Source organism: Zoogloea sp. GDB6, assembly GCF_056724105.1.
On record NZ_CM161497.1, the window covers coordinates 1,376,285 to 1,402,872 of the forward strand.

The following is a 26,588-nucleotide window of genomic DNA, read 5'->3' on the forward strand; positions in this document are numbered from 1 at the left end:
GGTACGTGGCGTTCAGTCCGGCTCGCCGGCCTGGTGGAAGACGTGCTCGGCGACCGGCTGGCCGCCGACCAGGTGCTCGTCGACGATGCGGTCCATCACCGCGTCGGTGACGCCGTAGTACCAGGTGCCGTCGGGCTGCACGCACAGGATCGGGCCGCCCTTGCAGGCGGCGAAGCAGGCCGCGCGGGTGCGCTTGACGCGCAGCTCGCCGCCGTCCAGTCCGGCTGCCTTGAACTTGGCGCCGAGGCTGTCGAACAGCGCCTGCGACTGGCCGTCGGCAGTGCACCGTGGGCCGGTGCACACCAGCAGGTGGCGGCGGTAGCCGCCGATCTTCGGCTTGATGGGCTCGCTCACGCCTCGGCCTCCTCGGCGGGGGCGGCGCTGTCGTCCTCGAAGGGCTCGGCCAGCAGCTCGGCGATGTAGTCCTCGGGCAGGCGGTATTCCTGCGCCAGCTCGGCGGCGCTGCGGCCGCTGGCGTGGAGCGTGGCCAGCCAGCCGTCGAGGCCGGTGGACAGGGAGCGGCCGGCCTTCTCTCCGTCGCGGGTGGTGCCGCTGTCCACGTCGTACTTGTTGGCGTAGCCCCGTGGCGTGACCATCAGGCCATGCTTGACGAAAGTGTTGGAGTTGCCGATCAGTACGGTGGACAGCATGCCGATGTCGCAGTCGGTCATGTTCTCGAGGGTGGTGAATTCGATACGTTGCTTGGGGCGGTAGGCCGATTTGACGATGGCCACCGGCGTGTCCGGCCGGCGGTGGCGCAGGAACAGGCGGCGGGCTTCGACGATCTGGCGGGTGCGGCGTCCGCTCTTGGGATTGTAGAGCGCCACGACGAAGTCGGAGGCGGCCACCGCCTCCAGGCGGCGGGCGATGGTCGGCCACGGGGTCAGCAGGTCGGACAGGGAGATCGCGCAGAAGTCGTGGGTCAGCGGTGCGCCGACCAGCGCCGCGCAAGTGTTGAGGGCCGACGCGCCGGGGATGATCTCGACCTCGATATCCGAATCCGGCGTCCACCCGGCCTGGAACAGCACCTCGAAGGTCGGCCCGGCCATGCCATACACGCCGGCATCGCCGGACGAGATCAGTGCCACCTTCTTGCCCTGGCGGGCGCGGTCGAGGGATTCGATGGCCCGGTCGAGCTCCTCGGTCATCGACTTCTTGATGACTTCCTTGCCTTCCAGCAGCTCGGCCACCAGGCGGATGTAGGTGACGTAGCCGATCACCGTGTCGGCTTCGGCGATGGCAGCCCGGGCGCGGGCGGTGAGGTGCTCGTGGCTGCCTGGGCCGAGGCCGACCAGCATGATCTTGCCGCGAGGGGCGGCGGAGGCGATGTCGTTCATTGGGGAATCCTCGCGATGGAGACGGTGGCGTTACGGCCGTCGGGGCCGCGGTATTTGTGTTTTTCGACGAGCAGCTGGCGCATGTCGGTACCAGCTGCGAGCAGTGCGGCGGCCTCCGAGACGGACGGCGTGCCGGTGTATTTGCGGACGGTTTCCGACGGGTTGGGGACTTCGATGCCGGCCAGCGCGGCGGCCGGATAGAAGGTGATCTGCCAGCCCTGCCAGTGGGCGAACTCCTGCAGGCCCGGTTCGTCGGCCTTCAGGTCGATGCTGGCGACGGCGACCACGTCCTGCAGGCTGGCGCCGCACAGGGCCAGTGCCTCGACGACGACCCAGGCCAGGCTGGCCGCCGGCGTGCCGCGGTCGCAGCCGATGCCGAGGGCGACGGGCTGGCGCGGGTTCATTGGGTGACCGGCGGGCGGTAGATGACGCGCTTGCCGGCCAGGCGCGGGGCCAGCTCGGCTGGCTCGTCCCGGTGGCTGATCCACAGCACGGCGCCGAAGCGTTCCGGCTCCACGTCCTCCAGGCGCGCGAAAGGCACCAGATTGCCGGGTAGCGGGCCGTTGCGGCCGTTGGCGTGCTTGCGCCACCAGTCGGGGCTGCCGGCTTCCTGCACGACCGCTACCAGTTCGTCGTTCACCACCGCGGCGCTGGCCCGCACGACCTCGTCGTGGCTGGCTTCGAAGGTCCAGCCGAGTTCGCGGCCGAGCAGATCCACGGCCAGGGTCTGGCGTGCGTCGGATGCGGTGGTGAGCACCGGCGTGGCGTCGAGGGCGCTGGCGATGGTGCCGGCCAGCGCGTTGGCACCGCCCAGGTGGCCGGACAGCATCGGGATCACGAAGCGCCCGGCCTCGTCGATGACCACCACGCCGGGGTCGGATTCCTTCTTGACCAGGTAGGGCGCGACCAGCCGCACCATCGCGCCGAGGGACACGATGGCGACGATGCCGTCGAAGTTGGAGAACAGGATGGGGATCTGCTCGCCGGTCTTGCCGGCGTAGCAGGCGGCGACGCCCGGTGCGGCGGCCTCGGCCTCGGCGGCGAACTTCTCGGGGGCGAACAGGCGCGCGCCGGGCAGCGCGGCGACCACGCGGCCGGCCAGCACGATGCCGTGGCGGGTGATGGAGACGACCGCGATGCGGCTGGTGGGGAAGGGCAGGTGCTGGGACATGCTCGGGGTTCCGTTGGGGAGGCGTTCTTCTGGTTGATTTTTGTTGGCTACGCCGTCCGCTCAGGCAGGGGCGGCGGCCGCGTGCTTGCGGCAGCCGCGGCGCAGTTCGCCACGGACCCGCTTGGGGTTCTGCACCAGCATCAGGGACAGGTAATTGACCTTCTGCCCGGCCAGGCTGGCCACGTCGCGGACGATGCGTTCGTCCGGCGAGCCGACCTTCTCGATGAAGCAGCTGGTGGCGAGCAGGCCGCGGCGGCTCAGCAGGTCGAGGATCTCGTCGAGCAGCGGCTTGACCTTCAGCAGCACCAGCGTGTCGAACTCGTCGAGCAGGCGCTCGACCACGGGCACGCCGTAGGCGGCGGGGATCACCGCGAAGGTCTCGTCCTCTTCGGCGAGGGACAGGCCGGTGCCGGCTGCGGCGGCGGCGAAGGAGCTGACGCCGGGGATGGTTTCGACCTCGACCTCCGGCGCCAGCTCGCGCACTACGCGGGCCAGGTGGCCGAAGGTGGCGAAGGTGGAGGCGTCGCCTTCGACGAGGAACACCAGGTCGCGCCCCTCGCGCAGCAGCTCGACGGTGCGGCTCGCCGCGCGGGACCAGGCCTTGGCGAGGGCGACCGGATCGCGGGTCATCGGGAAGACCAGCGCTTCGGCATCTTCCGGCACGGCCAGGCCGCCGCGCTCGACGATGCCGAGGGCGTAGGAGGATTCCTCGGCCTTCTTCACCGGGTACAGCCAGCGTGCGCCGGACTGCAGCGCGGCCCAGGCGCGGCGGGTGATGAGTTCGGGATCGCCGGGGCCGAGGGAGGCGCCGATCAGGCGTCCGAGGCGGGGAGCGGTCATTGCGGGGTTCCTTGCTGTTGGGGCGCGGCCGGGGTGGCCGAGACGATCCACACCGGGTTTTGCGCGGCGAGGCGATGCATGTCGAGGATGGGCTGGCTGCGGGCGGCCTGCAGCTGGACGACATCCCACGTAGCGCCGGCTTCGGTGAGTGCAGCGGTGGCGGCGGCGAGGTTCTCCAGCGTCACGAAGTTCATCACCAGGCGTCCCTGCGGGCGCAGGCGGGCAAGGACCAGGCGGATCAGTTCGGCCAGTTCGCCGCCGGAGCCGCCGATGAAGACAGCGTCCGGGTCCGGCCATTGGTCCAGTCCGGCCGGTGCCTTGCCTTCCATCAGCGTGTAGTTGCTGGCCTTCAGGCGGCGGGCGTTCTCGCGGGCGTTGTCGGCGTCGCCGGGGTTCTTCTCGATGGCCCACACGTGGCCGTCGTAAGCCAGGCGGGCGGCTTCGAGGCCCACCGAGCCGGAGCCGGCGCCGATGTCCCACACCCGGCTGTCGGGGCGCAGGCCCAGCTTGGCGAGGGACAGGGCGCGGGCTTCCTGCTTGGTGATGAGGCCTCTCTCGGGGGCGCGCTGCACGAAGTCGGCATCGTCGAAGCCGAAGGTGGCGCGGCTGTCGGGTGGCGTGATGCGCTCCAGCACGATGATGTTCGGATCGGGGAAGTTCATGCCGGCGGCGTCGCCCAGCGGCAGGTCGGCGAACAGGGTTTCGTCCGGTAGGCACAGGCGGGCGGCGACTGACAGGCGGAAGTCGTCCTTGTGGCCGGCGGTGATCAGAGCCCGGGCGATGCGCGCCGGGGTGTTGTCCGGGCTGGTGAAGGCGCCGATCAGCGTATGCCGGGCAGCGGCGCGGATGAGGGGGTAGAGGCCGTGTTCGGGCGTCGCGCCGACCTGCCATTCACCGGCGTCGCGGCTGTGCACCGAGGCGATGGCGGCGGCCTGCCAGCATTTCTTGAAGCGGGCGAAGGCCAGTTGCAGCGTGGACACCGCGGGGTGCACGGTAATGGCATCTGTGCCGAGCTTGCCGGCCAGGAAGCTGGCGATGCCGTGGCACAGGGGATCGCCGGTGGCCAGCACGGCGCTGGTGTGGCCGGCGCCGCGCGCCGCACGGACCCATTCCGGGACACGGCCGAGCTGGCCGTCCATCTCTCGCAGTTCCACCCTGGGAGGGAGGTAGGGGGCCACGAGGTCCAGCGTGCGGCGGGCGCCGATGAGGAGATCGGATTCGATGAGGGTGGTGCGGGCCGGGTCGCCCAGGCCGAACCAGCCGTCATCGAGGATGCCGACGATGCGGCACATTTCAGGCGAGTTCATGTTCTTCGACGGTGACGATGGGCACGCCTTCGAAATTGCAGGCGAGCACGGTGAGGCGATGGGGGCCGGGGTAGCGTTCGCGCAGGCTGCGGATAGCGCGCTCGGCGAGGGCCCGGTGGAAGGCGACGGTGAGGTCCAGCTCGGCCAGCCGCTCGGCGGCAAAGCGGGCCGTTTCGGCGGCGCGGATCTCCTCCACCAGGTCGGGCGGGGCGCCGACTTCGGCGGCGGCCGAGGCGATCAGCTCCCGGTCCACCTCCTCGCGCCAGGCGTGGGTGACGGACAGGCCCTGGGCGATCTTGGTGAGCTTGCCGACCATCGCGCCGACGATGATGTGCTGCATGCCCTGCTTGACGGCGGTCTGGAAGGCGGCCTTGACGAAGTCGCCCATCTGCACGAAGCAGGCTTCGTCCAGTTCGGGAAAGCAGCGCATCGCGCATTTCTCGGTGCGCCCGCCGGTGGTGAATACCACGCTGGTCTGGCCCTGGTTGGCGGCCACATCCACCGCCTGTACCACGCTGGCCCGGAAGGCTGCGGTGGAGTAAGGGCGCACGATGCCGGTGGTGCCGAGGATGGAGATGCCGCCCAGGATGCCGAGGCGGGCGTTGAGGGTCTTCTTGGCCATTTCCTCGCCGCCGGGCACCGAGATGGTCACCGCGATGCCGTCGCCGGCTTCGAGGATGGGAGCCCCGGCGGCACGCACGTTGTCGGTGATGTTGCGGCGCGGCACCGGGTTGATCGCCGGGCCGCCCACGTCGAGGCCGAGGCCGGGCTTGGTGACGGTGCCGACGCCGGGCCCGCCGCGCAGCACGATCTGGCCGGCGGCGCCGGGCAGGCGCTCGACCTCGGCGGTGAGGTGGGCGCCGTTGGTGGCGTCCGGGTCATCGCCGGCGTCCTTGATGCTGACCGCGCGGGCGTGCAGGCCGTCAGTCCACCCGTCGGTGATGGAAAAGCGCACCCGCTGGGTGTTGGGCAGCACGCATTCGATCGCCTCCGGCACGCGCCCCTGGACCAGCCCGAGGGTCGCAGCGGCGGCGGCAGCGGCGGAGTTGGCGCCGGTGGAGAAGCCCGTGCGGTTGCCGCGATCCCGTTTCGGATCGCCCTTGCGGACCTTCTCGGGGAGGGCGTGACCAGCTGCCATCGGTGGCCTCAGGAGGCCTGGCGCTGGCGCTCTTCGGCCAGGCCCAGGATGGCGTGGATGGCGGCGACGACCAGCGTCGAGCCGCCCTTGCGGCCGCGGATGGCGACCCACGGCACGTCACCGGGCTCCATCAGCAGGTCCTTGGATTCGGCCGCCGACACGAAGCCGACCGGCATGCCGACGACCAGGGCCGGGCGGACGCCTTCCTCGCGGATCAGCCGGACGACTTCGATCAGCGCGGTGGGCGCATTGCCGATGCCGACGATGGCGCCGTCGAGGAGGCCATGCCGGTGGGCCTTGCGCATGGCCTGTACGGCGCGCGTGGTGTCCTCGGCCTGGGCGGCGGCGATCACGTCCGGGTCGGAGATGAACTGGTGGGTCGTCATGCCGAAGTGGGCCAGGCGCGGCTTCGACAGGCCGACGCAGATCATCTCCACGTCGGCGACGACCGGTGTGTTACCGGCCAGGATGCGTTCCAGCCCGGCCTGCATGGCCTGCGGGTGGAAGGCGGTGAGGCCGTTGAACTCGAAGTCGGCGTTGGCGTGGATCATCCGCCGCACCAGCGGCCATTGCTCGGCGCTGTAGGCGTGGGGGCCGGCCTCCCGGTCGATGATCGCGAAGGAGTCGTGCTCGATGGCGCGGCCGGCGGCGGTGAGCTGTTCGGTGACGGTGTTGGCGCTCATGGCGGGCTCAGGCGTGGGCATGTTCATGGGGGTGGTCGTGGCCATGCTCGTGGTCATGGTTGTGGCCGCAACCGGCATGGCCAGTGTGAGTGTGGCTGTGGTCGTGCAGGTGCTCGGCCTCGGCGGCCTGACGGTACTTGCAGCCGTCGCATTCGAGTAGGCCGCCCTCCGGCAATTCGGCGCCGGCCACGCGGGCGTCGAGCAGGTCGAAGATGCCCTTGTCGAAGCCGAAATGGGTGCCCAGCGCGAAGGCGACCTGCGGGTACTGTTGGCGCAGGCGCTCCAGCTGGGCCTGGATGCGCTCGATCAGCACGCCGGTGAACAGGTACACCGGAACCACGCAGATCTGCGTCATGCCCAGGCGCACCTGGCGTTGGACGATGGTTTCCAGGCGTGGCCAGGTGACGCCGGTGAAGGCCAGGTCCACCAGCTCGTGGTCGTTGTCCTCGAAGAGCCAGCGCGCCATGCGGGCCAGTTCGCCGTTGGCGCCGGCGTCCGACGAGCCGCGGCCGAGCAGGACCACGCCAGTGGTCTGGGGGTCGGGCATCGCCAGGGATTTCATCAGGCGGTCGAGCTGGGCCTGCAGCACGGCGAGGATTTCACGGCCCATGCCCAGGTGGCGGGTGCAGCCGAAGTCCACGCCGGGGTGGCGGGCGCGGGCGTCCTCGATGGCGGCCGGCAGCTCCATCTTCACGTGGCCGGCGGCGTTGAGGATGAAGGGCAGCACGACCACGCGGCGGCTGTCACGGGCGGCACGGTCGAGGCCTTCGGCGAGCAGCACATCGGCGTGCTCGATGAAGCACACCTCGATGCGCCAGGCCGGGTGGCGTTCGCGCCACTGGGCGGCGAAGTGCAGGATTTCCTTGTTGCCGTCCCGGTTGCGGGAGCCGTGGCCGACGAGGAGCAGGGTGGTGTCGTTCATGCGGAAGTCTCTTCAGAGGCGGCCGAAGCTTTGCGGAAGCGGTGGCCGAAGGCCGGGTCGTAGAGCTTGGAGCGGGCCAGGGTCGGCCAGTCGGCGGCGCCCAGCGTGGGGCTGGCGATGATCATTGCCTGGCTGGCGATCTTTTCGGCCTGGCAGCGCTTCTTGATGTCGGCGAGGGTGCCGCGGACGATCTTCTCCTCGCCCGGCCAGCTGGCCTTCTGCACCACCACGATCGGCGCGTCCTCGGCCCAGCCGGCGGCGCGCAGCGCGCGCTGCACCTCGTGCAGCAGGGTGATGGACAGGAAGATGCACAGGGTCGTCTTGTGGGCGGCCAGGGCTTCCAGCTCCTCGCCCGCCGGCATCGGCGTGCGCCCGGCGACGCGGGTCAGGATCACCGTCTGCGTGACTTCCGGCAGCGTCAGGGTCTCGCCGGCCGCCGCCGCCGAGGCGAAGGCCGACGAGACGCCCGGCACCACCGCCCATTCGATGCCGGCGGCGGTGAGCGGGCGGGTCATCTCCACCAGCGCGCCGTACAGGCCGGGGTCGCCGGTCTGCAGGCGCACCACGGTGGCGTGGCGGGTGGTCTGGTCGAGGAGCCAGGCGCTCATCTCTTCCAGCGTCATGTCCTTGGAGTCGCGGATCTCGCAGCCGGGCGGCGCGAACAGCGTCGCCGCCTGATCCACCAGCGAACCGGCGAAGAGGATCGCGCCGGCTTCTTCCAGCAGGCGGCGACCCTTCACGGTGAGCAACTCCGGGTCGCCCGGACCGGCGCCCACGAACCAGACCTTGCCGGCCATCAGGCAGCCTGCGGAGCGAAGCAGAAGCGCACGGCCGCATTGTCTTGGCGGCGGCCGATGGCCTGCAGGGCGAGCAGCGTGAAGATCGGCTCGACCATCACGATGGCGGCGTAGGACGAAGCAAAGGCGAGCCAGGCGGAGAAGGGCGTGGCGACCTCACCGATGGCGAGCCAGAAGCCGACCATCAGGGTCACGCCGCTGTAGTAGGCGGCGTCGAGCTTGAGGATGCTGCGTACATCCAGCTTGGCGAGGCGCTGGCCGAAGGTGGCATGCACCAGCATCAGCGGCACGGCGAGGGACAGGGTGTTGACGCCCAGGTGCACCAGGTCGGTCGGTTCGAAAATCAGCCCTTGGGCGAGCAGGCCGATGGCGAAGCCGAACAGGGCCGGTACGAAGCCGAGAGACAGGTAGATCGGCATGGCGCCGAGGAAGTGCAGTTCGGACGGGCCGACCTTCAGGTGGAAGGCCTGCATGAACAGCGTGAACAGGACGCCGGCGATCAGCGTGCGGACGATCAGCTGCGGCTGCTTGAGGAGGTGGACGGACTGGCTGCCGAGCAGCGCCACTGCGGCGGCGTTGGCGGCGACGATCTTGGCACTGGCGACGTACCCCGGTTCGATGTGCATGTTTGCTTCCCTTCGTGTCGATTGAACGAAGTGCGGCAGGGCAACGGGGATGCGCAGAACAAATGCATACGGACCAGGCGGGTGCGGACCTGTGGCGGCGACGGCTCCGGAAAAAGGCAGGAGGAACGGGACGGCAACGGGTCTGGGCAAGCCCATCGGTCGGATCTGCCCACACCCCGGGGCCTGTACCACACCAAATCGTCACAGGCCGGTCTTCTGGCTCGCCTTCACTCTCGTCTGCCAACCTTCCCGGGAAAAACCCAGTGGCGTAGAGCAGATTCGTCAGGCTTACAGCAGCGGGGGCTGCGCCGGAATGGTCGGGGAGAGCATGCTCCCGACGTCACCGGACTTCCCGTTTCACCTTCCCTGCAGACGCAGGGTCGGCACCCGTAACGGCGCGGAGTCTAACTGCATGTTCTTTACGCGCGCAAGTTTCCCTGGCGGCAGGCAGGGATCCATGCTGGGTTCTGCCCGTTTCGGGGACAGATTTTCTGGGACTGGGAATTTTTCACAGGGATTGGAGGGTAATCCCGCACCATTCCGGGATTGACCCGGCCCGCAGGCAGCGGAATACTTGCATCTGTAATAACCCCGGTCCTTCCAGCGGATCAATATCACGTGGTGTCTTGACTGCCGTGCAACCCGATCCCTTTTTCCCGCCCGGCCGCGGCATGGCCTCGTCTTCTCTTCCGGACGCCTGTCCGGACGAGGACCGGAGCCGACGCGAGGACACGAATGCAGACACACTGGATGCGGAGGCCGAGGCCCTGCTCGCCGATATCAATTCCTTTGACCTGGAGGCGGCGCGCAAACGCGTGCAGGAGATCGACTCCCGCTATACCGGCTTGCCCCGTTCGAAGGAGACTTATCACGAGGTCCCGGGCAACGATTTTCCGCCGGTGCGTCTGGGTGGCCAGGCGGCGGACGTGCAAAAAAACGAGGAACCGCTGCCGACGGTGCGGAGCGGCGGTCTGCTGGACCAGCTGCGCGGTGAGGTGGAGACCCGCCAGCGGGCTGCCGAAGATGCATTCGAGCGGGTCGACGCAGCCAAGACCAGCCTGGACCGGCGCTTGCGGGCGGCTTTCGAGTATTTCCACGACCTGAGCACCCAGCTCAACTATCTCAAGCCCCAGGTGGCGCGCAATTACATCTTCCTGGATGCCGGCGACGTGTTTCGCAACCTGGCCTGGCTGGAGGGTTTTGCCGATTTCCGTACTCAGGCCGAGAGCGATGGCGGCCGCATTGAGCGGGTGACCTTCGGCTACACGCTGAAGGGCGGCGGTGTGCGCATCATCGAGCGCGCCGGCCATGCGGTCGAACGCCTGCGCCAGATGCTGTTCGATCTCGGGCTGCGTTTCGAATGCGTCGAGCGGCGCAATCGCCAGCGCGAGCTGGAGCTCGGCACCTTCACGGTGAACGATGAGATCAGCGTGCAGGTGGTGTGGCGGGCCGACTTCGAGAACCGCCAGGTGGTCATCGAGTCACGCAATCTGGAGCGCTTCGGCTTCGCCTCCTGTCGCGTGCCGGCGGAAGCCGTCGGCCCCGAACTGCTGGACGAGTTCGGCCGGCTCGTCCTCGGCAAGGAAAACAGCTTCCGTTCATTCGTCGTGCGCTGAGTCCGCTGCGGCGGCGAGGGGAAGGCGCACGGTGACGGCCAGCCCTGGCCGTTCGGCGGTACCCGGTCGGGCGTCGTCCAGCTCGATGTCGCCGTGGTGGCCGAGCACGATCTCCTTCACGATCGACAGCCCCAGCCCGCTGCCCGTGTGGTCGCTGCCGGGCAGGCGGTAGAAGCGCAGGAACACTGCGCTCCGACTGTCGGGCGGAATGCCCGGGCCGTCGTCCACCACGCGCAGGCGGGCCATCGGCGGCGCGTCGCCTCCGTCCGCCTGCACATCTACCTGCACGGTCACGACGCCGCCAGCCGGCGTGTAGCGCAAGGCATTGTCCACCAGGTTGGAGATCATCTCGCGGAGCAGCAGCGGCTGGCCGCGGACGATCACCGGGCTGTTGCCGCCTTCGATGCCCAGGTCGATGTCGTGCTTCGCGGCGAGCACCAGGAGATCGATCACCACGTCCCGCGCCACCGCGGCGAGATCCACGTCCTCCTGCTTCAGCATCAGGCCGTTGATCGGCTCCGCGCGGGACAGGGACAGCAACTGGTTGGCCAGCCGGGTGGCCTGGCCGAGGCTGTGGTGCAGGGCTTCCACCGCATGGCGCATCTCGCCGGCGTCGTCCTGGCGCAGGGCGTATTCGGCTTGGGTGTTGAGCACCGCCAGTGGCGTGCGCAGCTGGTGGGCGGCGTCGGTGATGAAGCGACGGCGCGCTTCCAGCATCCGCCCGATGCGGTCCAGGTGGTGGTTGATGGCGCCGACCAGCGGCAGGACCTCCGCCGGCACGTCACGGCCGTCGAGGGGCGTCAGGTCGTCCTCGTGGCGGGCGCGGATGGTCTGGCCGAGCCGGTCGATGGGCTTCACCGCGAAGATCGTGGCAAGCAGCACGACGGTCAGCGCCACCGCGATGACCAGCGCCTTGCGGGCGAATTCCCGGTAGAACAGGTGGGCCACCACTTCCTGGCGGGCATTGGTGGTTTCCGCGACGACGATCATCACCGGCTTGGGAAACTCGGGCCGGTACAGCGGCTTGACGAGGGCCCCGATGCGCACCGATTCGCCCCGGTAGCTGCCGTCGTAAAAGATGGCCTTGTTGTGGTCGCCGGCGGGGGGCGGCGGCAGGCCATCGTAGCCGGTGATGATGTCGCCGCCGAGAATCTGCACGCTGTAGTAGATGCGGTCGGCGCTGCCCGATTCGAAGAGCTCCAGCGCTGAGTAGGGCACATCCACCACCACCTCGCTCTCGGTAGCATAGACGCGCTCGGCGATGCCGCGCACGGAGGCCGACAGGGAGCGGTCGTAGGCCTGGTTGGCGGCCTGCTGGGCGTCGCCGTAGCTGAACCAGGCGTCCACGATCAGCAGCAGGGAGAGCACGCCGACCAGCCAGAAGGTCTGGCGGCGCTTGAGGCTGAGCGTCCTCATGGGGTGTCGGTCTTTTCCGGGCCGAGCATGTAGCCCAGCCCGCGTACGGTGGTGACGCAGGCGCCGGAGCCGTCGAGCTTCTTGCGCAGGCGGTGGACGTAGATCTCGATGGCTTCGGCGCGGGCTTCCTGGTCGAGGCTGAAGACCTTCTCGAACAGGGCCTCCCGCGCCAGCGGGCGGCCGGCCCGCAGCAGCAGGGCTTCGAGCACCGCCAGCTCGCGCGGCGTGAGGGCCAGCGGGCGGCCCTCGACGCTGGCCAGGCGGCTGACGGTGTCGAAATCGAGCCGGCCGATGCGCACCACTGGATTGAAACCGGCCGAGCGGCGCAGCAGGGCCTTCAGGCGCGCCTCCAGTTCGTTGAGTTCGAAGGGCTTGGCCATGTAGTCGTCGGCGCCCAGGTTGAGGCCCTTGACCTTGTCGTCCACCGCGCCGCGGGCGGTCAGGATCAGCACCGGCATGCGCGAGCCGCGGGCGCGCAGCCCGCGCAGCACGTCGAGCCCGTCCTTGCCGGGGAGGGTCAGGTCGAGGATCACGCCGTCGTACTCCTGGGACAGCAGGAAGTGCTCGGCGTGGTCGCCCCGGTCGGCCACGTCGACCGCGTAGCCGGCCTGGCGCAGGGATTTCGCCAGCCACTCGCCGAGTTCCGGGTGATCTTCCACGAGGAGGATGCGCATGGGGGCGGCTTTCTTGTAAAAAGGGGAGATGGGCCAAGGTTAGCGCCGGAAAAGACTGAAAGCGAATCGAAAGGCGATCGGCGAATGATCCATCCCAGACGGTCCGCCAGAGGGCGCAAAGCCCCGGCGGAACCGGCCGACGGATCACAGAAAAGATAGAGGAGACAAGATGATGAATACCTTCCTGCCCGCTTCCCGCCGCCGTTTCGGCAAGCTGCTGGTGGCCGCCTGTGTGGCCGCCGCCTTCGGTGCAACTCCGGTGCTGGCCCAGACCCCGTCCGAACTGGCCGCTGCCGCCGCCAAGGAAGGCAAGCTGGTGATCTACGGGGTGACCGACAACGAGCAGGCCAATCACCTGATCCGCGAGTTCCGCGCCCAGTACCCCGCCGTCCAGGTGGAGTACAGCAACATGAGCACCACCGAGCTGTACAACCGCTTCATCTCGGAGAGCGCCGCCGGCGCCTCGGCGGACGTGACCTGGTCGTCGGCGATGGACCTGCAGGTCAAGCTGGTCAATGACGGCTACGCCCAGCCCCACAAGTCCGCCGAGACGGCCAAGCTGCCCGACTGGGCCAATTGGAAGAACGAGGCCTTCGGCACCACCTACGAGCCGGTTGGCTTCGTCTACAACAAGCGCCTGGTGCCGGCCGCCGATGTGCCCCAGAGCCACGCCGACTTCGTGCGCCTGCTGAGCGCCCAGGCCGACAAGTACAAGGGCAAGGTCACCACCTACGACCCGGAGAAGTCCGGCGTCGGCTTCATGCTGGTGACCCAGGACAAGCAGGTGAACGGCGCCGGCTTCAACGATCTGCTGAAGGCCTTCGGCGGCGTGGCGGTACGCGTGCAGGGCGCCACCGGCACGATGATGGAGCGCATCGCCTCCGGCGAGAACCTGATCGGCTACAACCTCAACGCGGCCTACGCGCTGACCCGTGCGCGCAAGGACCCGTCGCTGGGTATCGTGCTGCCCAAGGACTACACGCTGGTGCTGTCGCGGGTGATGTTCATCGCCAAGGGCGCGCGCCATCCCAACGCGGCCAAGCTGTGGGTGGACTTCGTGCTGTCGAAGAAGGGCCAGGAGATCATCGCCAACAAGGCCGATCTCTACGCGATCCGCGGCGACGTCGAAGGCGAGACCACCGCCAGCGGCCTCAAGAAGCAGCTCGGCGACGCGCTGCGCCCGGTGCCCATCGGTACCGGCCTGCTGACCTACCTCGATCAGGCCAAGCGCCTCGACTTCATCAAGCAGTGGAACGGCGCTGTCAAGGCGAAGTAAGCGGGCCTCCCGGTTCCGCCGCCGGCCCGGCCTGATGCCGGGGCCGGCATCCCGATCCACGCCAACCCATCGGTGACTCCCATGTTTCAGACATTGCCCAGGCGGGCAGTGGTGGCTGCGCTCGCCCTGTCCGTCTTCTTCCCCCTCGGCCTGGTGTTCTACCAGAGCGTGCTGTCGGGGCCGTTCTTCATGCCGGCGGCCCGCCTCAGCCTGGAGGCCTTCGCCTTCATCTTCGACGATCCGGACTTCTGGTCGGCGACCAAGAACACCCTGATCATCGCCGTCGGCATGAGCGTCATCGCCATCCCGCTCGGGGCCATCCTGGCCTTCATCATGGTGCGTACCGACCTGCCCGGCCGGCGCTGGCTGGAGACGCCGATCCTCATCCCGATCTTCGTCTCGCCGGTGGTGCTCGGCTTCGGCTACGTGGTGTCGCTGGGGCCGGTGGGCTTCTTCTCGGTGTGGTTCGAGCAGCTCTTCGGCAGCGTGCCGTGGAACATCTACTCGATGACCTCCATCGTGCTGATCGCCGGCCTGACCCACGTGCCCCACGTGTATCTGTACTCCTCGTCGGCGCTGCGCAACTTGGGGTCGGACGTGGAGGAGGCGGCGCGCCTGAGCGGCGCCAGCCCGTTCCGCGTGGCCCGCGACGTATCCATTCCGATGGTCTCGCCGGCGCTGCTCTACGTGGGCGTGCTGGTCTTCTTCCTCGGCTTCGAGATCTTCGGCCTGCCGCTGATCCTCGGCGATCCGGAGGGCCATCTGGTGCTGACCACCTACCTCTACAAGCTCACCAACAAGCTCGGCACGCCGTCCTACCACCTGATGGCGGCGGTGGCGACCTGCATCATCGCGGTGACCTTCCCGCTGGTGCTGCTGCAGCGGGTGCTGCTCAAGTCGGCCCAGCGCTTCGTCGCGGTGAAGGGCAAGTCGGCGCGCCAGCGGCGCCTGGCCCTGGGCGGCTGGAAGTGGCTGGCGCTGGCGCTGATCTGCGTCTGGCTGCTCCTGACCATCGTCGTGCCGGTGGCCGGCGTGGCGCTGCGCTCGGTGGTGAGCAGCTGGGGTGCCGGTATCAACCTGCTCGAAGTGCTGACCCTGGACCACTTCCGGGCGGTGTTCGAGGAGGACACGATGATCCGCTCCATCCTCAACTCGGTGCTCATCGGCACCCTTGGCGGCGCGGTGGCGGTGGTCGGCTACCTGCTGATCGGCCTGGCCACGCACCGCAAGCCGGACGGCCTGTCGCGTTTTGTCGATTACGTGGTGCTCACGCCGCGGGCCATTCCGGGCCTGATGGCCGGCCTGGCGGTGTTCTGGGTGTTCCTCTTCGTGCCCTTCCTGGCGCCGCTGCGCTCGACGCTGTTCAGCGTGTGGTTCGCCTACGCAGTGGTGTGGCTGGCCTATGGCATGCGCCTGATCCAGAGCGCGCTGATGCAGGTCGCCCCCGAGCTGGAAGAAGCCGGCCGGCTGGTGGGCGCGTCCCGGGCGCGGGTGTCCCGCGACATCACGGTACCGCTGATCCGCAACGGCCTGCTCGGCTCCTGGCTGCTGATCTTCATGATCTTCGAGCGGGAGTATTCCACCGGCGTTTATCTGCTGTCGCCCGGCACCGAGGTGATCGGTGCGCAAATCGTGTCCCTGTGGGCTTCCGGCGCGGTCGACGTGGTCGCAGCCCTGTCCCTGATCAACATGCTGCTGGTGGGCTGCGGCCTGGCGCTGGCGCTGCGTTTCGGAGTGAAACTTCATGACTGACAAGACCATCCTGACCGTCGACGACCTCGCCCTGTCCTACGGCAGCAACCCGATCCTGAAGGGCGTCTCGATGCAGCTGCGACGCGGCGAAGTGGTGTCCCTGCTGGGCCCCTCGGGCAGCGGCAAGACGACCCTGCTGCGGGCGGTGGCGGGGCTCGAGCAGCCCCACGCCGGCAGCGTGCGGATCGCCGGGCGGACCATCTACGACGGCGCGGCGGGCATCGACGTGCCGGCCGAGAAGCGCGACCTCGGGCTGGTCTTCCAGTCCTACGCCCTGTGGCCGCACAAGACGGTCTTCGACAACGTGGCCTACCCGCTCAAGCTGCGCAAGGTCGGCACGGCGGAGATCGCCGAGCGGGTGCAGGCGGCGCTGAAGAACCTGGGCCTCGCGCACCTGGCCGAGCGCTACCCGCACCAGCTGTCCGGCGGCCAGCAGCAGCGCGTGTCGATCGCCCGGGCGCTGGTCTACAACCCGCCGGTCATCCTGCTCGACGAACCCTTGTCCAACCTGGACGCCAAGATGCGCGAGGAAGCACGCGCCTGGCTGCGCAACCTGATCGTCGAAATGCAGCTGTCGGCGCTGGTGGTGACCCACGACCAGTCCGAGGCGATGGCCATGTCCGACCGCATCCTGCTCCTCAACGGCGGGGTCATCGAACAGCAGGGCACGCCGCAGGAGATGTACAGCCAGCCGAAGACCTTGTTCGTCGCCGACTTCATGGGCAGCAACAACATCCTCAAGGGGCGTGTCGCCGAGATCCGCGGCGGCGAGGCCTGCGTCGAGGTCGGCGAAGGGCTGCGCCTGTGGGGCCAGCGCCGCAACGACGCGGCGGTCGGCCAGGAGGTGTCGGTGGTGGTGCGCGTCGAGCAGGTGCGCCTGGCCGAAGGGCCGGCCGAGCACCGGGTCGGCATCGACCTGGCCACCTCCATGTTCCTCGGCGACCGTTTCGAGTACGTCTTCCACGCCGGCAGCGCGCTGCTGCGCGCCTGGGGCAGCCGGCAGGAAGCCAGCGGGCGCCGCTGGCTGGAGTTTCCGCCGGACGCCGTGTGGGTCTTCTGACGCCGCCGATGCGCTGAACCGTCCCTGTTACCGGCGCCAGTGGTCCCGTGGCGCCGGGCTTTCCACCCCGTCATGCTTCCCCAGCGGGAGGTGGCGGGGTTTCTTTTTTTCATGGAGCGGGCAGGGCGCGTCGCCGCCGTCCCGCTCCCTTGCGCGGATTGCCCAGCATGTCTCCCGACTTTCGTTTCCCTTTGCGCTGGGGCCGGGTCCTGCCGGCCCTTGGGCTGGCCGCCTGTGCCGGCGCGCTGGCACAGGCGCTGCATGTGCCGTTGCCGTGGATGATCGGCCCCTTGTTCAGCGTGGCGCTGGCGCGCATTGCCGGCTGGATGATCGAGGGGCCGCCCGGCGGACGCCAGGCCGGCCAGTGGGCCATCGGCACGGCGCTGGGGCTGTACTTCACGCCGTTCGTGCTCTCCCATCTCGCCGATAACCTGTTGCTGATCGGCCTGATGGCCGGCAGCGCGGTGGGGATCGGGATGGTCAGCGCGTGGCTGATCCAGCGCTGGGCTGGCGTCAGCCCGGCGACGGCCTTTTTCGCTGGGCTGCCGGGCGGCGCGTCCGAGATGGTGGTGCTGGCCGAGCGCCAGGGTGGCGCACCCGACCGGGTGGCGGCTGCCCACGCGCTGCGAGTGATGATGGTGGTGTCGGTGGTGCCCTTCATCCTTTACCACTGGGGTGGACAGGGGCGGGACAGCTACGTGCCGGCGCTGCTGGCGGTGGACTGGGGGCGCTTCCCCTTGCTGGTGGCGGCCTCGCTGCTGGGCGTCGGGGTGTTCCGCGGCCTGCGTATCGCCAATGCCTGGGTGCTTGGGCCGCTGGCCTGCATCGCCGCGCTGACCGCCGCGCAGGTGCCGCTGTCGGCGCTGCCGGGCTGGCTGGTGGGCGGCGGCCAACTGCTGCTCGGCGTGGCCCTGGGCGGGCGCTTCTCTCCGGAGTTCTTCCGCGCGGCGCCGCGTTTCCTGGCGGTGTCGGCGGCGAGCACGCTGCTGGCGCTGCTGCTGTCGGGCCTCTTCGTGCTCGCGTTGGCGGCCTGCGGCGCGGTGTCCCTGCCGTCGTTGCTGCTCGCCGCCTCGCCCGGCGGCATGGCCGAGATGTGCGTCACCGCGAAGGTGCTGCACCTGGGTGTCCCGCTCATTACCGCGACCCACGTGCTGCGCGTGGTGCTGATCACCGTCTGCGCGCCGAAGGTGTGCGGTTTCTTCCTGCGCTTCGCCGCGCTTCCCCGATAGCACCCCTGACCTTCATCGAAAGCGGATCGAAAGCTGATTTGGCTGAAATCCGTCCTGCCCGTAACGGCCACTGGCCGGGGCGGGCGACCCACACATAAAACAAGGAAGGTAGAGATGAGACACACTCCCGCGTATCTGGCCGTGACGGCCAGCCTGATGGCGCTTGCCGCAGCCGCCACCCCCGCGATGGCCGATGTCACCGACGAGCTGCGCGCCGAGCTGGCCGCCCAGCGCAGCCGCCTGGAGGAACTGGAAAAGAAGCTTGCCGCTGCCAGCGCAGCGCAGGCCGAGACCGCCAAGGTGGTGGCCAAGGTCGAGCAGAGTGCTGCTGCGCAGGCGCCGGCCTCGAAGGGGCTGTCGATGCCGTCCGGGCTGACGATCTACGGTATCGCCGATGCCGGCGTGGAATACGGGGACTACGGCCAGGGCCACAAGGTCCGTGTGCAGAGCGGCCTGGGCTCGGCCAGCCGGCTGGGCTTCAAGGGCGAGCGCAACTTCGGCGACGACCTGCAGGCCTATTTCCAGCTCGAGGCGGGGATTTCCTTCGACAACGGGCAGAACACCGGCCACTCCAGCAATATCAGCAACCCGGGCCAGGGCGCGGCGTCCTCGTCGGCGCCCAACACCACCGGCGTGGCGATCTTCTCGCGCAACACCTTCGTCGGCCTGCGCGGGCGCTACGGCGACATCCGCTTCGGCCGCGACTACGCGCCGATCTACTCGATCACCAGCGCCTCGGATCCGTTCACCATCGGCGGGGCGACGGCCTTCCGCCTGTGGTCCAGCGCGGCGGCCAGCCGCTTCGACAACGGGGTGTTCTACGCGTCGCCGGTGTTCGGCGGCTTCCAGGCCAACGTGGCCTATTCGGCGGGGATGGAGAACAACAGCCGCAGCAATGTCGGCGTGACCGGTTCCACCACCAGCACCGGCCCGAAGGACGAGGGCAAGGGCGGCAGCGCGACGCTCACCTACAAGAACGGCGATCTGTTCGTCGGCGCCGGCTACCTGAACTTCCTGCGCCAGGGCACGGTGACCGCGCCGGCCACGGAGGACGTCCGCCGCACCGCGCGCAACCTGGCCGCCACCTACGACTTCAAGGTGGCCAAGGTCTATGCCCAGTACCTGATCGGCGAGGACAAGCAGGACGGTGTCGGCAAGAAGCTCGACCGTCGCGTGTGGTGGCTGGGGGCCTCGGTGCCCTTCCGCGACGTGCATACCTTCCGGGCGGTGTATAGCCACCTGGACGACCGCATGAGCACCGATCGGGATTCGGACCACTATGGCCTGGGCTACGAGTACGCCCTCGACAAGCAGACCGACCTGTACCTGTATTACGCCCAGGTCAGCAACAAGAACGGCGGCAAGAACTCCCTGTGCGCGGGCGGCACCTGTCAGGGCTTCGACGGGGATACCAACCTGCCGGCCAACTTCACGCCGAAGTCGCTGATGCTCGGTGGTCGTTACCGCTTCTGAGCGCTCCCCGGGCCGGGCTGCGCCCGGCCCCGCGAAGGGACGAGGAAACGCGGGGTGGTCCGACGTTTCCTTGAGCGAGCTGTTGCGTGGCGACGGCGCCGGCCGCTGCCACGCTTGGGCTCAGCCCTGCTGGAGCAGGCTGGCGGCGACGGCTTCCGCAACCCGGATGCCGTCGACGCCGGCCGACAGGATGCCGCCCGCGTAGCCGGCGCCTTCGCCGGCCGGGTAGAGGCCTTTGGTGTTGAGGCTCTGGTAGCTCTCGTCGCGGGTGATGCGCAGCGGCGACGAGGTGCGCGTTTCGACACCGGTGAGCACTGCGTCGTACATGTTGAAGCCGCGGATCTGCCGGTCGAAGGCCGGGATCGCCTCGCGCATCGCGGTGATCGCGTAGTCGGGCAGCGCCGTGGCCAGGTCGCCGAGCAGCACGCCGGGCTTGTAGGACGGCTCCACGCCGCCCAGCGCGGTGGACGCCTTGCCGCGCAGGAAGTCACCGACCAGCTGGGCCGGGGCCTCGTAGGTGCTGCCGCCGAGCACGAAGGCGTGGCTCTCCAGCTTGCGCTGGAATTCGATGCCGGCCAGCGGGCCGCCGGGGTAGTCCTTCGGGTCGATGCTCACCACGATGCCGGCGTTGGCGTTGCGCTCGTTGCGCGAATACTGGCTCATGCCGTTGGTGACGACGCGGTTCGGCTCCGACGTGGCAGCCACCACGGTGCCGCCCGGGCACATGCAGAAGCTGTACACCGCGCGGCCGTTGGAGGCGTGATGCACCAGCTTGTAGTCGGCGGCGCCGAGCAGCGGGTGGCCGGCATGCGGGCCGAGGCGGGCCTTGTCGATCAGCGATTGCGGGTGCTCGATGCGGAAGCCCACCGAGAAGGACTTGGCCTCCATGAAGACGCCCCGCTCGTGGAGCATCTCGAAGGTGTCGCGGGCGCTGTGGCCGAGGGCCAGCACCACGTGGTCGCTGCGCAGCTCGTCGCCGGTGGAGGTGCGCACGCCGCGCACCTGGCCGTCCTCGATGATCAGGTCGGTGACGCGCTGCTGGAAGCGGATCTCGCCGCCCAGCTCGCAGATCTCGGCCCGCATGGCTTCCACCATGCCGACCAGCCGGAAGGTGCCGATGTGGGGCTTGGAAACGTAGAGGATCTCTTCCGGTGCGCCGGCCTTGACGAACTCGGTCAGCACCTTGCGGCCGTAGTGCTTCGGGTCCTTGATCTGGCTGTACAGCTTGCCGTCCGAGAAGGTGCCGGCGCCGCCTTCGCCGAACTGCACGTTCGACTCCGGGTTGAGGGTGTTCTTGCGCCACAGGCCCCAGGTGTCCTGGGTACGCTCGCGCACCGCCTTACCGCGCTCCAGCACGATCGGCTTGAAGCCCATCTGGGCCAGGATCAGCGCCGCGAAGATGCCGCAGGGGCCGAAGCCGATGACGATCGGGCGCTGCGTGAAGTTGGGCGGAGCCTTGCCGATGAAGTGGTACTCGGTGTCCGGTGTCGGCTTGACGTGGAGGTCGTCGGCGAATTTCTTCAGCAGCGCCGCCTCGTTCTTCACTTCCAGGTCGATGATGTAGATGAAGCACAGGCGCACGTTCTTGCGTGCGTCGTAGCTGCGCTTGAAGACCTTGAAGCTGACGAGCTGGTCGGCGGAGATGCCCAGGCGCTGGATGATGGCGGCGGGCAGGGCCTCTTCCGGATGGTCGAGGGGCAGGCGGAGTTCGGAGAGTCGCAACATGGCGGTCATGGCGGGGTAGTTGGTCCCGCAGATGGCTTTTCGGGCCGCGATTTTACAGCGTGGCGGGGGTGTTGCCGCAAGCCTGTGCAAGCAGTGCCTGGGACTGGACCGCACAGGCCCGGCGGGCGCCGTGGTCGAGGGCGGCCAGCCAGGGCTCGGGCAGGCTGCCGGGGCCGTACAGGGCGCCGGCCAGCATGCCGGCGATGGCACCGGTGGTGTCGGCGTCGCCACCGCGATTGACCACGTCGATCAGGCAGGTCTCGAAGCTGTCGGTGTCGAGCAGAGCCTGGAAGACCGCGCGCAGGGTGTCCTTGATGAAACCGGACGGGTTCTCCTCGCGCTTGCCGGCCGGGTCGAAGAGCGGAAAGGCGGTGAGCAGCGGGGCCAGGCGCCGGCGGATCAGCGCGTCCCGGCTGGCACCCCGCAGCGCGTCCTGGACCATCAGCACGATGGTCTCGGTGCCGGCGTCGGAGAGGGGATTGTTGTGGGTCAGGTGGGCCTGCACGCGGCAGGCGGCGCGTACCGCGTCCTCGGGCTGGCCAAGGGTCGCCAGAGCGACCGGCAGCACGCGCATGCAGGCGCCGTTGCCGGCATCGTGCTCGCTGGGCGGGGCTTCGAGCCGGCCGGTACGGCGGAATTCGATGATGCCGCGGCGGACGGTGTTGCCGATGTCCACCGGCTTGGCGCGCATCCACGTGTCGAAGGCCTCGCCGATGGCGTGGGCGTCGATGCCGCCAGCTGCCAGGATCGCGTCGCCGAGGGCCAGCGCCATGGTGGTGTCGTCGGTGACCGCGCCGGATTTGAGCTTGAGCCAGCCGCCGCCGCGGATGGTGCGGTGGCAGCCGTGCTGGGCCTGGATCTCCCGCGGCGTCATGAACTCCACGGTGGCGCCCAGCGCGTCGCCCAGGGCGAGGCCCAGGTAGGCGGCCTCGGCCCGGGCGGCAAAGTCAGCGGCCGGCCGCTCCAGCACGGCGTGCAGGTCGGGCATGGAGCTTTGCATCACCGGCCGCCGGCGGTCAGGCGCTGGGATACTCGATGGTGACGTCCTCGTCGCGGACGATCATCTGGCAGGCCAGGCGCCACGGGGTCGGGAAGTCGTCCACGTCCATCTTGGCTTCTTCATCGGCGGACAGCTTGCCGAGTTCCTTGAGGGTCTTGCGCTCGCTGTTGGTCAGCGGGCCGGCGTGGACCACGCCGCCCTTGGTGATGTTGGTGACCTTGCACAGGCAGGTACCGCATTCCCCGTTCTGACAGCCGAAGTCGATCGGGACGTGGTTTTCCTTGGCCAGTTCGAGGACGGTCTTCTTGTGGCTGCCAGCCACGGCGTAGACGGTCTTGTCCTTGTGCATCGGGCTGGTGAAGGTGATGAGTGCCATGGTTTTCCTCCTACTTGAGTGATGCGGCCGGAGCCGGTATGGCGGAGGCCGCGGGTTCCACAACGATTCTCTCTGTCGCTGGTGGTGGTGCTCCTTCAGGTGCTTCAGCCCGGGCGGACGACGACCTCGCCCTGCAGCACCTGGGCCTGGCAGGCCAGGCGGTTCTGGCGGCCGGCCATCTGTTCCTGCAGCACCTTGGTCTCCAGCATCGAAGGGTTGGCCAGGTTCTCCATGCCCTTGACGATCTTCATCATGCAGGTGCCGCATTCGCCTTCGCGGCAGCCGTAGGTGATGCCGGCGCCGACCTTTTCGGAAACCTCGATGAGGCGGGTGCCGGCGGGCACGGTGACGGCGACGCCGATGTCTTCAAACAGTACTTGTGCCTTGGGCATGGGAATGTCCTCCGGGAAATGGGTGGTTTCGGAATCGATGGGGTCAGGCGAGTTCGGCGATGTCCACGACGCGGAAGCCGGCCTGGCCGGTGAGCTGGAGGGCCAGGTTGCGGCCGAAGGCGTGGCAGTCGGCGAGTTCCTCGCCGGTGGGGATGAGCTTGAGCTTGATGCCCGGGCAGGGCACCCGCAGCTTGAGCCCACGCAGGCGGTCTTCGAGCATGCCGACCGCTTCGCCGCTCCACCCGTAGGAGCCGAAGGCGGCGCCGAGCTTGCCCTTGAGGGGGACCTGAGTGAGGCAGGAGAGCAGGTCCCAGACCGGTTTGACGGCGTCGCCGTTGATCGTCGGCGAGCCGATGGCGAGGCCGTCGGCTTCCTCGATGAGGTCCACAAAAGGGGTGACTTCGCCGCCCTGCAGGTCGTAGACCGACACCCGCACGCCGTCCACGGTCTCGGCGCCGTCCTTGATGGCCTGGGCCATCACCGCGGTGTTGCCATAGGCGGAGATATAGAAGATCACCAGCGTCTTGTCGCGCTGGCTGGCCTCGTTGGCGAGTTGGCTTTCGGCGAGTTGACGGTAGCGCTTCACGTAGCCGCGCGGGGCGTCCCGGTGGATCGGGCCGTGGGCCGGGCAGATGAGGTTCAGCGCCAGCTCTTCGACGAGGGGCAGGGCGGCCAGCACGTGCTCCCGGAAGGGCCGCATGATGTGCTGGTAGTAGTACTCGAAGGAGAAGCGGAAGTCGCCGACGTGGTCGTTGAACAGGCGCGGGTCGCAGAAGTGGCAGCCGAAGATGTCGCCCGAGAACAGGATGCCGTCCTCGACCAGGTAGGTGCATTGGGTGTCGGGCCAGTGCAGGAAGGGCGTGTGCAGGAAGCGCAGGCTGCGGTCGCCGAGCGATACCGTGTCGCCCTGGGTGACGGTGGTGAAGTCCAGCGATTCGCCGTCGTACTTGAGCAGGCCCTTGAGCATCAGCGGGGCGCGGTGGGAGATGTACAGCCGTGCCTGGGGGGCCCGCCGCAGCAGTTCGGGCAGTGCGCCGGTGTGGTCGGGCTCCAGGTGGTTGAGGACGATGGTGGTGATCTCGTCGTAGCGGGCCACCTGTTCGAGCCGGGAGAAGAACTCGTCGGCGAACTCGGCCTTCACCGTGTCGATGACCGCCATGCCCTCGCTGCCCCGCACGCAGTAGCTGTTGTAGGTGGTGCCGTTGGCGGTCTTGAGGATGATGTCGAAGCTGCGCAGGGTCGGGTCGAGGGCGCCGATCCAGTGCACGTCCCGCGCCACCGGGACGGCGTCGAAATCGCCGCCGGGCCGGCGCAGGCGAACGGGGGCCGAGATCATCCGGGGGCTCCGCTGCCGCAGGGCGGCGTGTCGGGCTTGTGGCTGCAGCCTTCGCCGGGCGGCGTAGCGAGGAAGCCGTCGGGCGAGCGGCCCAGGCCGGCGGCGATGGCGGCCGGCTCGAAGCCGAGCAGGTGGGTGCCGCCGATGCGGATCAGCGGGCGGCGGATCAGCAGCGGCTCGGCCAGCAGCGCGGCGAGGGCTTCGTCACGGGACAAGGCCTCGGGGTCGATCTCGCCCGACTTGACCCTGGGCGCAGCCCGATTGAACCAGGCTGCCGAGGGGTGCGGGGCGAGGAAGGCGAGCAGGCTGTCAGCGGTCCACGGGTGAGACAGCAGGCTGCGGGGGGCGACCTCGCACCCCGCAGCCCGCAGGCTGGCCACCTGCTTCGTGTTCGTCGAACAGCCGGGCTTTTCGAAGAACTCGATGGTCTGCATCGTGCCTCTCCCGTCAGGACGTCTTGGCTGCCGTCCCGGCCGCGCTGCCAGCCGCTTCGGCGAGAAGTTGTAGCGGGATGCCGGTCAGCGAACCCGGCGGGTTGAGGGCATCCCCCAGTTCATCCACGATGGCCCCTTCGATGGGGCAGATCGCTGCACATTGGGCGTCGGCGAAGTCGCCGGCGCATTCGGTGCACTTGTCCGGGTCGATCTCGAAGTGAGGGGCTGCGGAGTAGATCGCCTTGTTGGGGCAAAGGGGCTCACAGGCCCAGCAGTTCACGCACAGGTCGTTGATTTCGAGTGCCATCGCAGCGCTCCTTCTTATGGCTAGGGTAGGGTTCCTGGAGCGCCGCTCTGGCGGGCGGCGCTCCAGGAACGGTCTGCATACCTGGATCAGGCGGCAGACTGGGCGGGGGCTTCGGCCGTTTCGACAAGCTTGCCGGCGGAGGCCATCTCGGCATACACGGCCATCACCGCGTCCTCGATGCCTTCCATGGCGTGCTCGCCGTTCGGTGCGATGCCGGCTTCTTCCAGCATTCCCCAAGGCTCGTAGCCGATCTTCGAGCACAGCACCACTTCGCAGCCTTCCAGCGCCTTGACGGTCTGCTGCAGCGTGGTGTCCGCGTCGCCGCAGGTGTCTCCGCCGGTGCAGTAGAGGTCGGTCTTCCGATGGCCCAGGAAGCGCACGCCTTTCTCGGAGGCCTCGTAGATCAGGAACTCCTTGGCGTGCCCGAAGTGCTGGTTGATCAGCCCGCCGCCGCTGGTGGCCACGGCCATCTTGACCGGCCGCAGGGCTTCCTTGGTGGCGAGGCCGCTCATGTCGAGGGCGACCAGCTTCGGTGCCGGTGCGGCAGCCTTGGCGTTGCGCTTCTCTTCCAGCTCGGCGGCGATGCGGTCACGGACCTCGGCACGGCGGGCTGCCGCACCTTCCAGGTCGAGCTCGTACTCGGCGATCTTGTCGAGCGTGAACTCCGCACCCCGGTCCTCGCCGAGCAGGCCGACGGCGTCGGCACGGCACTGGCGGCAGTGGCGCATCATGTTCATGTCGCCGGCACAGGCGTCCTGCAGGGCCTGCAGTTCGTCCTGGGTGGGGCCGCGCTGGCCGGTCAGGCCGTAGAAGGTGCCGTGCTCGGCCTCGGCGATCAGCGGCATGACGTTGTGCAGGAAGGCGCCCTTGGACTTCACGACGCGGCTGACTTCCTTCAGGTGCTCGTCATTGACGCCGGGGATCATCACCGAGTTCACCTTGACCAGAATGCCCTTGGCGATGCACGCCTCGAGGCCTTTCTGCTGCTGCTCGATGAGGATCGCGGCGCCTTCGCGGCCCTTGATGCGCTTGTTGTTCCAGAAAATCCACGGATAGATCTTGGCGCCCACGTCGGGATCGACGCAGTTGATGGTGATCGTCACGTGGTCGATGTTGTGTTTGGCGATCTCGTCCACCGACTGGGGCAGCATCAGACCATTGGTCGATACGCACAGCTTGATGTCCGGAGCGTGTTCGCTGAGCATCTGGAAGGTCGCGAAGGTACGCTCGGGGTTGGCCAAGGGGTCTCCCGGCCCCGCAATGCCCAGCACGCTCATCTGCGGGATCTCCGAGGCGACGACCAAGGTCTTCTTGGCGGCCTGGTCGGGCGTGAGGAGTTCCGACACCACGCCGGGGCGGGATTCATTGGCGCAGTCGTACTTGCGGTTGCAGTAGTGGCACTGGATGTTGCAGGCCGGGGCGACGGCCACGTGCATCCGTGCGAAATGGTGGTGGGCGTCTTCCGAATAACAGGGGTGGTTGAACACCTTCTGCAGGATTTCGTCCGGGATCTGATTGAGCTGGTCCGCGGTCGAGCCGCAGGAATGCGAACTACACCCGCCGCCGCCGGATTCGGCGGTATTGCTGATCACTGGCAGTTCCATGGTTGGTCCCCACTCGGTTCGTTTGTGGGTGTGGAATTGCAAGCCGCGTACCAGCTCGGGGTGTTTGCTTAAGTAGTTGAAATTTAATGTATGTCGT

At 68.5% G+C, this 26,588-nt stretch carries 27 protein-coding genes and 1 riboswitch; of the genes, 6 read left to right on the plus strand and 21 right to left on the minus strand.

All coding sequences use genetic code 11. The annotated features are described in order from the left end of the window. Window positions 1-12: 12 nt before the first annotated feature. From AC1PQG_RS06315 to AC1PQG_RS06365, 11 genes are read right to left on the minus strand one after another with little or no spacing between them, the layout of a single operon-like run. The gene (locus AC1PQG_RS06315; RefSeq protein ID WP_481121766.1) at window positions 13-354 is read right to left on the minus strand and encodes a (2Fe-2S) ferredoxin domain-containing protein; all 342 of its coding nucleotides are present in this window, start codon (window positions 352-354) and stop codon (window positions 13-15) included. Then, complete coding sequence (cobJ, locus tag AC1PQG_RS06320) at window positions 351-1,337, minus strand: precorrin-3B C(17)-methyltransferase (RefSeq protein WP_481121767.1); 987 nt, start codon at window positions 1,335-1,337, stop codon at window positions 351-353. Before cobJ ends, AC1PQG_RS06315 begins: the two co-directional genes overlap by 4 nt. Further along, window positions 1,334-1,741 carry a cobalamin biosynthesis protein gene (locus AC1PQG_RS06325; protein WP_481121768.1) on the minus strand — a complete coding sequence of 136 codons (408 nt, stop codon included), beginning with the start codon at window positions 1,739-1,741 and terminating at the stop codon, window positions 1,334-1,336. Before AC1PQG_RS06325 ends, cobJ begins: the two co-directional genes overlap by 4 nt. Continuing rightward, window positions 1,738-2,508: a cobalamin biosynthesis central domain-containing protein gene (locus AC1PQG_RS06330; protein WP_481121769.1), complete on the minus strand. Its 771-nt coding sequence runs from the start codon at window positions 2,506-2,508 to the stop codon at window positions 1,738-1,740. The genes AC1PQG_RS06325 and AC1PQG_RS06330 overlap by 4 nt, the downstream gene beginning before the upstream one ends. Before the next feature lie 60 nt (window positions 2,509-2,568). Next, complete coding sequence (cobI, locus tag AC1PQG_RS06335) at window positions 2,569-3,348, minus strand: precorrin-2 C(20)-methyltransferase (protein ID WP_481121770.1); 780 nt, start codon at window positions 3,346-3,348, stop codon at window positions 2,569-2,571. Beyond that, a complete protein-coding gene (gene cbiE, locus AC1PQG_RS06340; protein ID WP_481121771.1) occupies window positions 3,345-4,655 on the minus strand; it encodes a precorrin-6y C5,15-methyltransferase (decarboxylating) subunit CbiE in 1,311 nt (436 codons plus the stop codon). The genes cobI and cbiE overlap by 4 nt, the downstream gene beginning before the upstream one ends. After that, the gene (locus AC1PQG_RS06345) at window positions 4,642-5,793 is read right to left on the minus strand and encodes a cobalt-precorrin-5B (C(1))-methyltransferase (RefSeq protein WP_481121772.1); all 1,152 of its coding nucleotides are present in this window, start codon (window positions 5,791-5,793) and stop codon (window positions 4,642-4,644) included. Before AC1PQG_RS06345 ends, cbiE begins: the two co-directional genes overlap by 14 nt. A gap of 8 nt (window positions 5,794-5,801) precedes the next feature. After that, window positions 5,802-6,476: a precorrin-8X methylmutase gene (locus AC1PQG_RS06350; protein ID WP_481121773.1), complete on the minus strand. Its 675-nt coding sequence runs from the start codon at window positions 6,474-6,476 to the stop codon at window positions 5,802-5,804. Window positions 6,477-6,483: 7 nt separating this feature from the next. Beyond that, window positions 6,484-7,398, minus strand: coding sequence for a sirohydrochlorin chelatase (locus AC1PQG_RS06355; RefSeq protein ID WP_481121774.1), 915 nt, complete (start codon window positions 7,396-7,398; stop codon window positions 6,484-6,486). Beyond that, window positions 7,395-8,195, minus strand: coding sequence for a precorrin-4 C(11)-methyltransferase (gene cobM / locus AC1PQG_RS06360; protein WP_481121775.1), 801 nt, complete (start codon window positions 8,193-8,195; stop codon window positions 7,395-7,397). The genes AC1PQG_RS06355 and cobM overlap by 4 nt, the downstream gene beginning before the upstream one ends. Then, entirely contained in the window at window positions 8,195-8,821 is a 627-nt protein-coding gene (locus AC1PQG_RS06365; protein WP_481121776.1) for an energy-coupling factor ABC transporter permease, read from the minus strand. Before AC1PQG_RS06365 ends, cobM begins: the two co-directional genes overlap by 1 nt. A 189-nt stretch (window positions 8,822-9,010) precedes the next feature. Next, window positions 9,011-9,227: riboswitch (cobalamin riboswitch) on the minus strand. Between the two features lie 265 nt (window positions 9,228-9,492). On the opposite strand from AC1PQG_RS06365, the gene AC1PQG_RS06370 reads away from it, so the two are divergent. After that, window positions 9,493-10,437 (plus strand): hypothetical protein, encoded by a 945-nt coding sequence (locus AC1PQG_RS06370; RefSeq protein WP_481121777.1) that lies wholly within the window; start codon window positions 9,493-9,495, stop codon window positions 10,435-10,437. Here the strand turns inward: AC1PQG_RS06370 and AC1PQG_RS06375 are convergent. Further along, window positions 10,420-11,853: a sensor histidine kinase N-terminal domain-containing protein gene (locus AC1PQG_RS06375; RefSeq protein WP_481121778.1), complete on the minus strand. Its 1,434-nt coding sequence runs from the start codon at window positions 11,851-11,853 to the stop codon at window positions 10,420-10,422. The two genes, AC1PQG_RS06370 and AC1PQG_RS06375, sit on opposite strands and share 18 nt — an antisense overlap. Next, window positions 11,850-12,527 carry a response regulator gene (locus AC1PQG_RS06380; protein WP_481121779.1) on the minus strand — a complete coding sequence of 226 codons (678 nt, stop codon included), beginning with the start codon at window positions 12,525-12,527 and terminating at the stop codon, window positions 11,850-11,852. The genes AC1PQG_RS06375 and AC1PQG_RS06380 overlap by 4 nt, the downstream gene beginning before the upstream one ends. 169 nt (window positions 12,528-12,696) lie before the next feature. Between AC1PQG_RS06380 and AC1PQG_RS06385 the strand changes: the two genes are divergently transcribed. From AC1PQG_RS06385 to AC1PQG_RS06405, 5 genes are all read left to right on the plus strand, one after another. Beyond that, window positions 12,697-13,803 carry an ABC transporter substrate-binding protein gene (locus tag AC1PQG_RS06385; RefSeq protein ID WP_481121780.1) on the plus strand — a complete coding sequence of 369 codons (1,107 nt, stop codon included), beginning with the start codon at window positions 12,697-12,699 and terminating at the stop codon, window positions 13,801-13,803. A gap of 81 nt (window positions 13,804-13,884) precedes the next feature. Continuing rightward, a complete protein-coding gene (locus AC1PQG_RS06390) occupies window positions 13,885-15,555 on the plus strand; it encodes an ABC transporter permease (protein ID WP_481121781.1) in 1,671 nt (556 codons plus the stop codon). After that, on the plus strand, window positions 15,548-16,615 hold the full coding sequence (locus AC1PQG_RS06395; protein ID WP_481121782.1) for an ABC transporter ATP-binding protein: 1,068 nt from the start codon (window positions 15,548-15,550) through the stop codon (window positions 16,613-16,615). The genes AC1PQG_RS06390 and AC1PQG_RS06395 overlap by 8 nt, the downstream gene beginning before the upstream one ends. A gap of 167 nt (window positions 16,616-16,782) precedes the next feature. Next, a complete protein-coding gene (locus AC1PQG_RS06400) occupies window positions 16,783-17,844 on the plus strand; it encodes an AbrB family transcriptional regulator (RefSeq protein WP_481121783.1) in 1,062 nt (353 codons plus the stop codon). 114 nt (window positions 17,845-17,958) lie between these two features. Beyond that, window positions 17,959-19,317 carry a porin gene (locus AC1PQG_RS06405; RefSeq protein WP_481121784.1) on the plus strand — a complete coding sequence of 453 codons (1,359 nt, stop codon included), beginning with the start codon at window positions 17,959-17,961 and terminating at the stop codon, window positions 19,315-19,317. 120 nt (window positions 19,318-19,437) lie between these two features. On the opposite strand, the gene AC1PQG_RS06410 is transcribed toward AC1PQG_RS06405, so the two are convergent. The 8 genes from AC1PQG_RS06410 to nifB form a co-directional block, all read right to left on the minus strand. Next, the gene (locus AC1PQG_RS06410) at window positions 19,438-21,042 is read right to left on the minus strand and encodes an NAD(P)/FAD-dependent oxidoreductase (protein ID WP_481122978.1); all 1,605 of its coding nucleotides are present in this window, start codon (window positions 21,040-21,042) and stop codon (window positions 19,438-19,440) included. Window positions 21,043-21,094: 52 nt separating this feature from the next. Next, window positions 21,095-22,030: an ADP-ribosyl-[dinitrogen reductase] hydrolase gene (gene draG, locus AC1PQG_RS06415; protein WP_481121785.1), complete on the minus strand. Its 936-nt coding sequence runs from the start codon at window positions 22,028-22,030 to the stop codon at window positions 21,095-21,097. Window positions 22,031-22,058: 28 nt separating this feature from the next. Next, window positions 22,059-22,418, minus strand: coding sequence for a 2Fe-2S iron-sulfur cluster-binding protein (locus tag AC1PQG_RS06420; protein WP_481121786.1), 360 nt, complete (start codon window positions 22,416-22,418; stop codon window positions 22,059-22,061). A 104-nt stretch (window positions 22,419-22,522) separates the two neighbouring features. Then, the gene (locus AC1PQG_RS06425) at window positions 22,523-22,810 is read right to left on the minus strand and encodes a 2Fe-2S iron-sulfur cluster-binding protein (RefSeq protein WP_079433071.1); all 288 of its coding nucleotides are present in this window, start codon (window positions 22,808-22,810) and stop codon (window positions 22,523-22,525) included. A gap of 43 nt (window positions 22,811-22,853) precedes the next feature. Beyond that, complete coding sequence (locus AC1PQG_RS06430) at window positions 22,854-24,146, minus strand: FprA family A-type flavoprotein (RefSeq protein ID WP_481121787.1); 1,293 nt, start codon at window positions 24,144-24,146, stop codon at window positions 22,854-22,856. Continuing rightward, window positions 24,143-24,580 (minus strand): ArsC/Spx/MgsR family protein, encoded by a 438-nt coding sequence (locus tag AC1PQG_RS06435; RefSeq protein ID WP_481121788.1) that lies wholly within the window; start codon window positions 24,578-24,580, stop codon window positions 24,143-24,145. The genes AC1PQG_RS06430 and AC1PQG_RS06435 overlap by 4 nt, the downstream gene beginning before the upstream one ends. A gap of 13 nt (window positions 24,581-24,593) precedes the next feature. Then, complete coding sequence (locus tag AC1PQG_RS06440; RefSeq protein ID WP_481121789.1) at window positions 24,594-24,887, minus strand: 4Fe-4S binding protein; 294 nt, start codon at window positions 24,885-24,887, stop codon at window positions 24,594-24,596. Between the two features lie 86 nt (window positions 24,888-24,973). Next, complete coding sequence (nifB, locus tag AC1PQG_RS06445) at window positions 24,974-26,491, minus strand: nitrogenase cofactor biosynthesis protein NifB (protein ID WP_481121790.1); 1,518 nt, start codon at window positions 26,489-26,491, stop codon at window positions 24,974-24,976. Window positions 26,492-26,588: the final 97 nt, after the last annotated feature.

Coding starts and splice junctions, on each gene's coding strand:
- cobJ (WP_481121767.1), bottom strand. CDS start 1,337: ATGAACGACATCGCCTCCGCCGCCCCTCGCGGCAAGATCATGCTGGTC.
- AC1PQG_RS06325 (WP_481121768.1), bottom strand. CDS start 1,741: ATGAACCCGCGCCAGCCCGTCGCCCTCGGCATCGGCTGCGACCGCGGC.
- AC1PQG_RS06330 (WP_481121769.1), bottom strand. CDS start 2,508: ATGTCCCAGCACCTGCCCTTCCCCACCAGCCGCATCGCGGTCGTCTCC.
- cobI (WP_481121770.1), bottom strand. CDS start 3,348: ATGACCGCTCCCCGCCTCGGACGCCTGATCGGCGCCTCCCTCGGCCCC.
- cbiE (WP_481121771.1), bottom strand. CDS start 4,655: ATGAACTCGCCTGAAATGTGCCGCATCGTCGGCATCCTCGATGACGGC.
- AC1PQG_RS06345 (WP_481121772.1), bottom strand. CDS start 5,793: ATGGCAGCTGGTCACGCCCTCCCCGAGAAGGTCCGCAAGGGCGATCCG.
- AC1PQG_RS06350 (WP_481121773.1), bottom strand. CDS start 6,476: ATGAGCGCCAACACCGTCACCGAACAGCTCACCGCCGCCGGCCGCGCC.
- AC1PQG_RS06355 (WP_481121774.1), bottom strand. CDS start 7,398: ATGAACGACACCACCCTGCTCCTCGTCGGCCACGGCTCCCGCAACCGG.
- cobM (WP_481121775.1), bottom strand. CDS start 8,195: ATGGCCGGCAAGGTCTGGTTCGTGGGCGCCGGTCCGGGCGACCCGGAG.
- AC1PQG_RS06365 (WP_481121776.1), bottom strand. CDS start 8,821: ATGCACATCGAACCGGGGTACGTCGCCAGTGCCAAGATCGTCGCCGCC.
- AC1PQG_RS06370 (WP_481121777.1), top strand. CDS start 9,493: ATGGCCTCGTCTTCTCTTCCGGACGCCTGTCCGGACGAGGACCGGAGC.
- AC1PQG_RS06375 (WP_481121778.1), bottom strand. CDS start 11,853: ATGAGGACGCTCAGCCTCAAGCGCCGCCAGACCTTCTGGCTGGTCGGC.
- AC1PQG_RS06380 (WP_481121779.1), bottom strand. CDS start 12,527: ATGCGCATCCTCCTCGTGGAAGATCACCCGGAACTCGGCGAGTGGCTG.
- AC1PQG_RS06385 (WP_481121780.1), top strand. CDS start 12,697: ATGATGAATACCTTCCTGCCCGCTTCCCGCCGCCGTTTCGGCAAGCTG.
- AC1PQG_RS06390 (WP_481121781.1), top strand. CDS start 13,885: ATGTTTCAGACATTGCCCAGGCGGGCAGTGGTGGCTGCGCTCGCCCTG.
- AC1PQG_RS06395 (WP_481121782.1), top strand. CDS start 15,548: ATGACTGACAAGACCATCCTGACCGTCGACGACCTCGCCCTGTCCTAC.
- AC1PQG_RS06400 (WP_481121783.1), top strand. CDS start 16,783: ATGTCTCCCGACTTTCGTTTCCCTTTGCGCTGGGGCCGGGTCCTGCCG.
- AC1PQG_RS06405 (WP_481121784.1), top strand. CDS start 17,959: ATGAGACACACTCCCGCGTATCTGGCCGTGACGGCCAGCCTGATGGCG.
- AC1PQG_RS06410 (WP_481122978.1), bottom strand. CDS start 21,042: ATGTTGCGACTCTCCGAACTCCGCCTGCCCCTCGACCATCCGGAAGAG.
- draG (WP_481121785.1), bottom strand. CDS start 22,030: ATGCCCGACCTGCACGCCGTGCTGGAGCGGCCGGCCGCTGACTTTGCC.
- AC1PQG_RS06420 (WP_481121786.1), bottom strand. CDS start 22,418: ATGGCACTCATCACCTTCACCAGCCCGATGCACAAGGACAAGACCGTC.
- AC1PQG_RS06425 (WP_079433071.1), bottom strand. CDS start 22,810: ATGCCCAAGGCACAAGTACTGTTTGAAGACATCGGCGTCGCCGTCACC.
- AC1PQG_RS06430 (WP_481121787.1), bottom strand. CDS start 24,146: ATGATCTCGGCCCCCGTTCGCCTGCGCCGGCCCGGCGGCGATTTCGAC.
- AC1PQG_RS06435 (WP_481121788.1), bottom strand. CDS start 24,580: ATGCAGACCATCGAGTTCTTCGAAAAGCCCGGCTGTTCGACGAACACG.
- AC1PQG_RS06440 (WP_481121789.1), bottom strand. CDS start 24,887: ATGGCACTCGAAATCAACGACCTGTGCGTGAACTGCTGGGCCTGTGAG.
- nifB (WP_481121790.1), bottom strand. CDS start 26,491: ATGGAACTGCCAGTGATCAGCAATACCGCCGAATCCGGCGGCGGCGGG.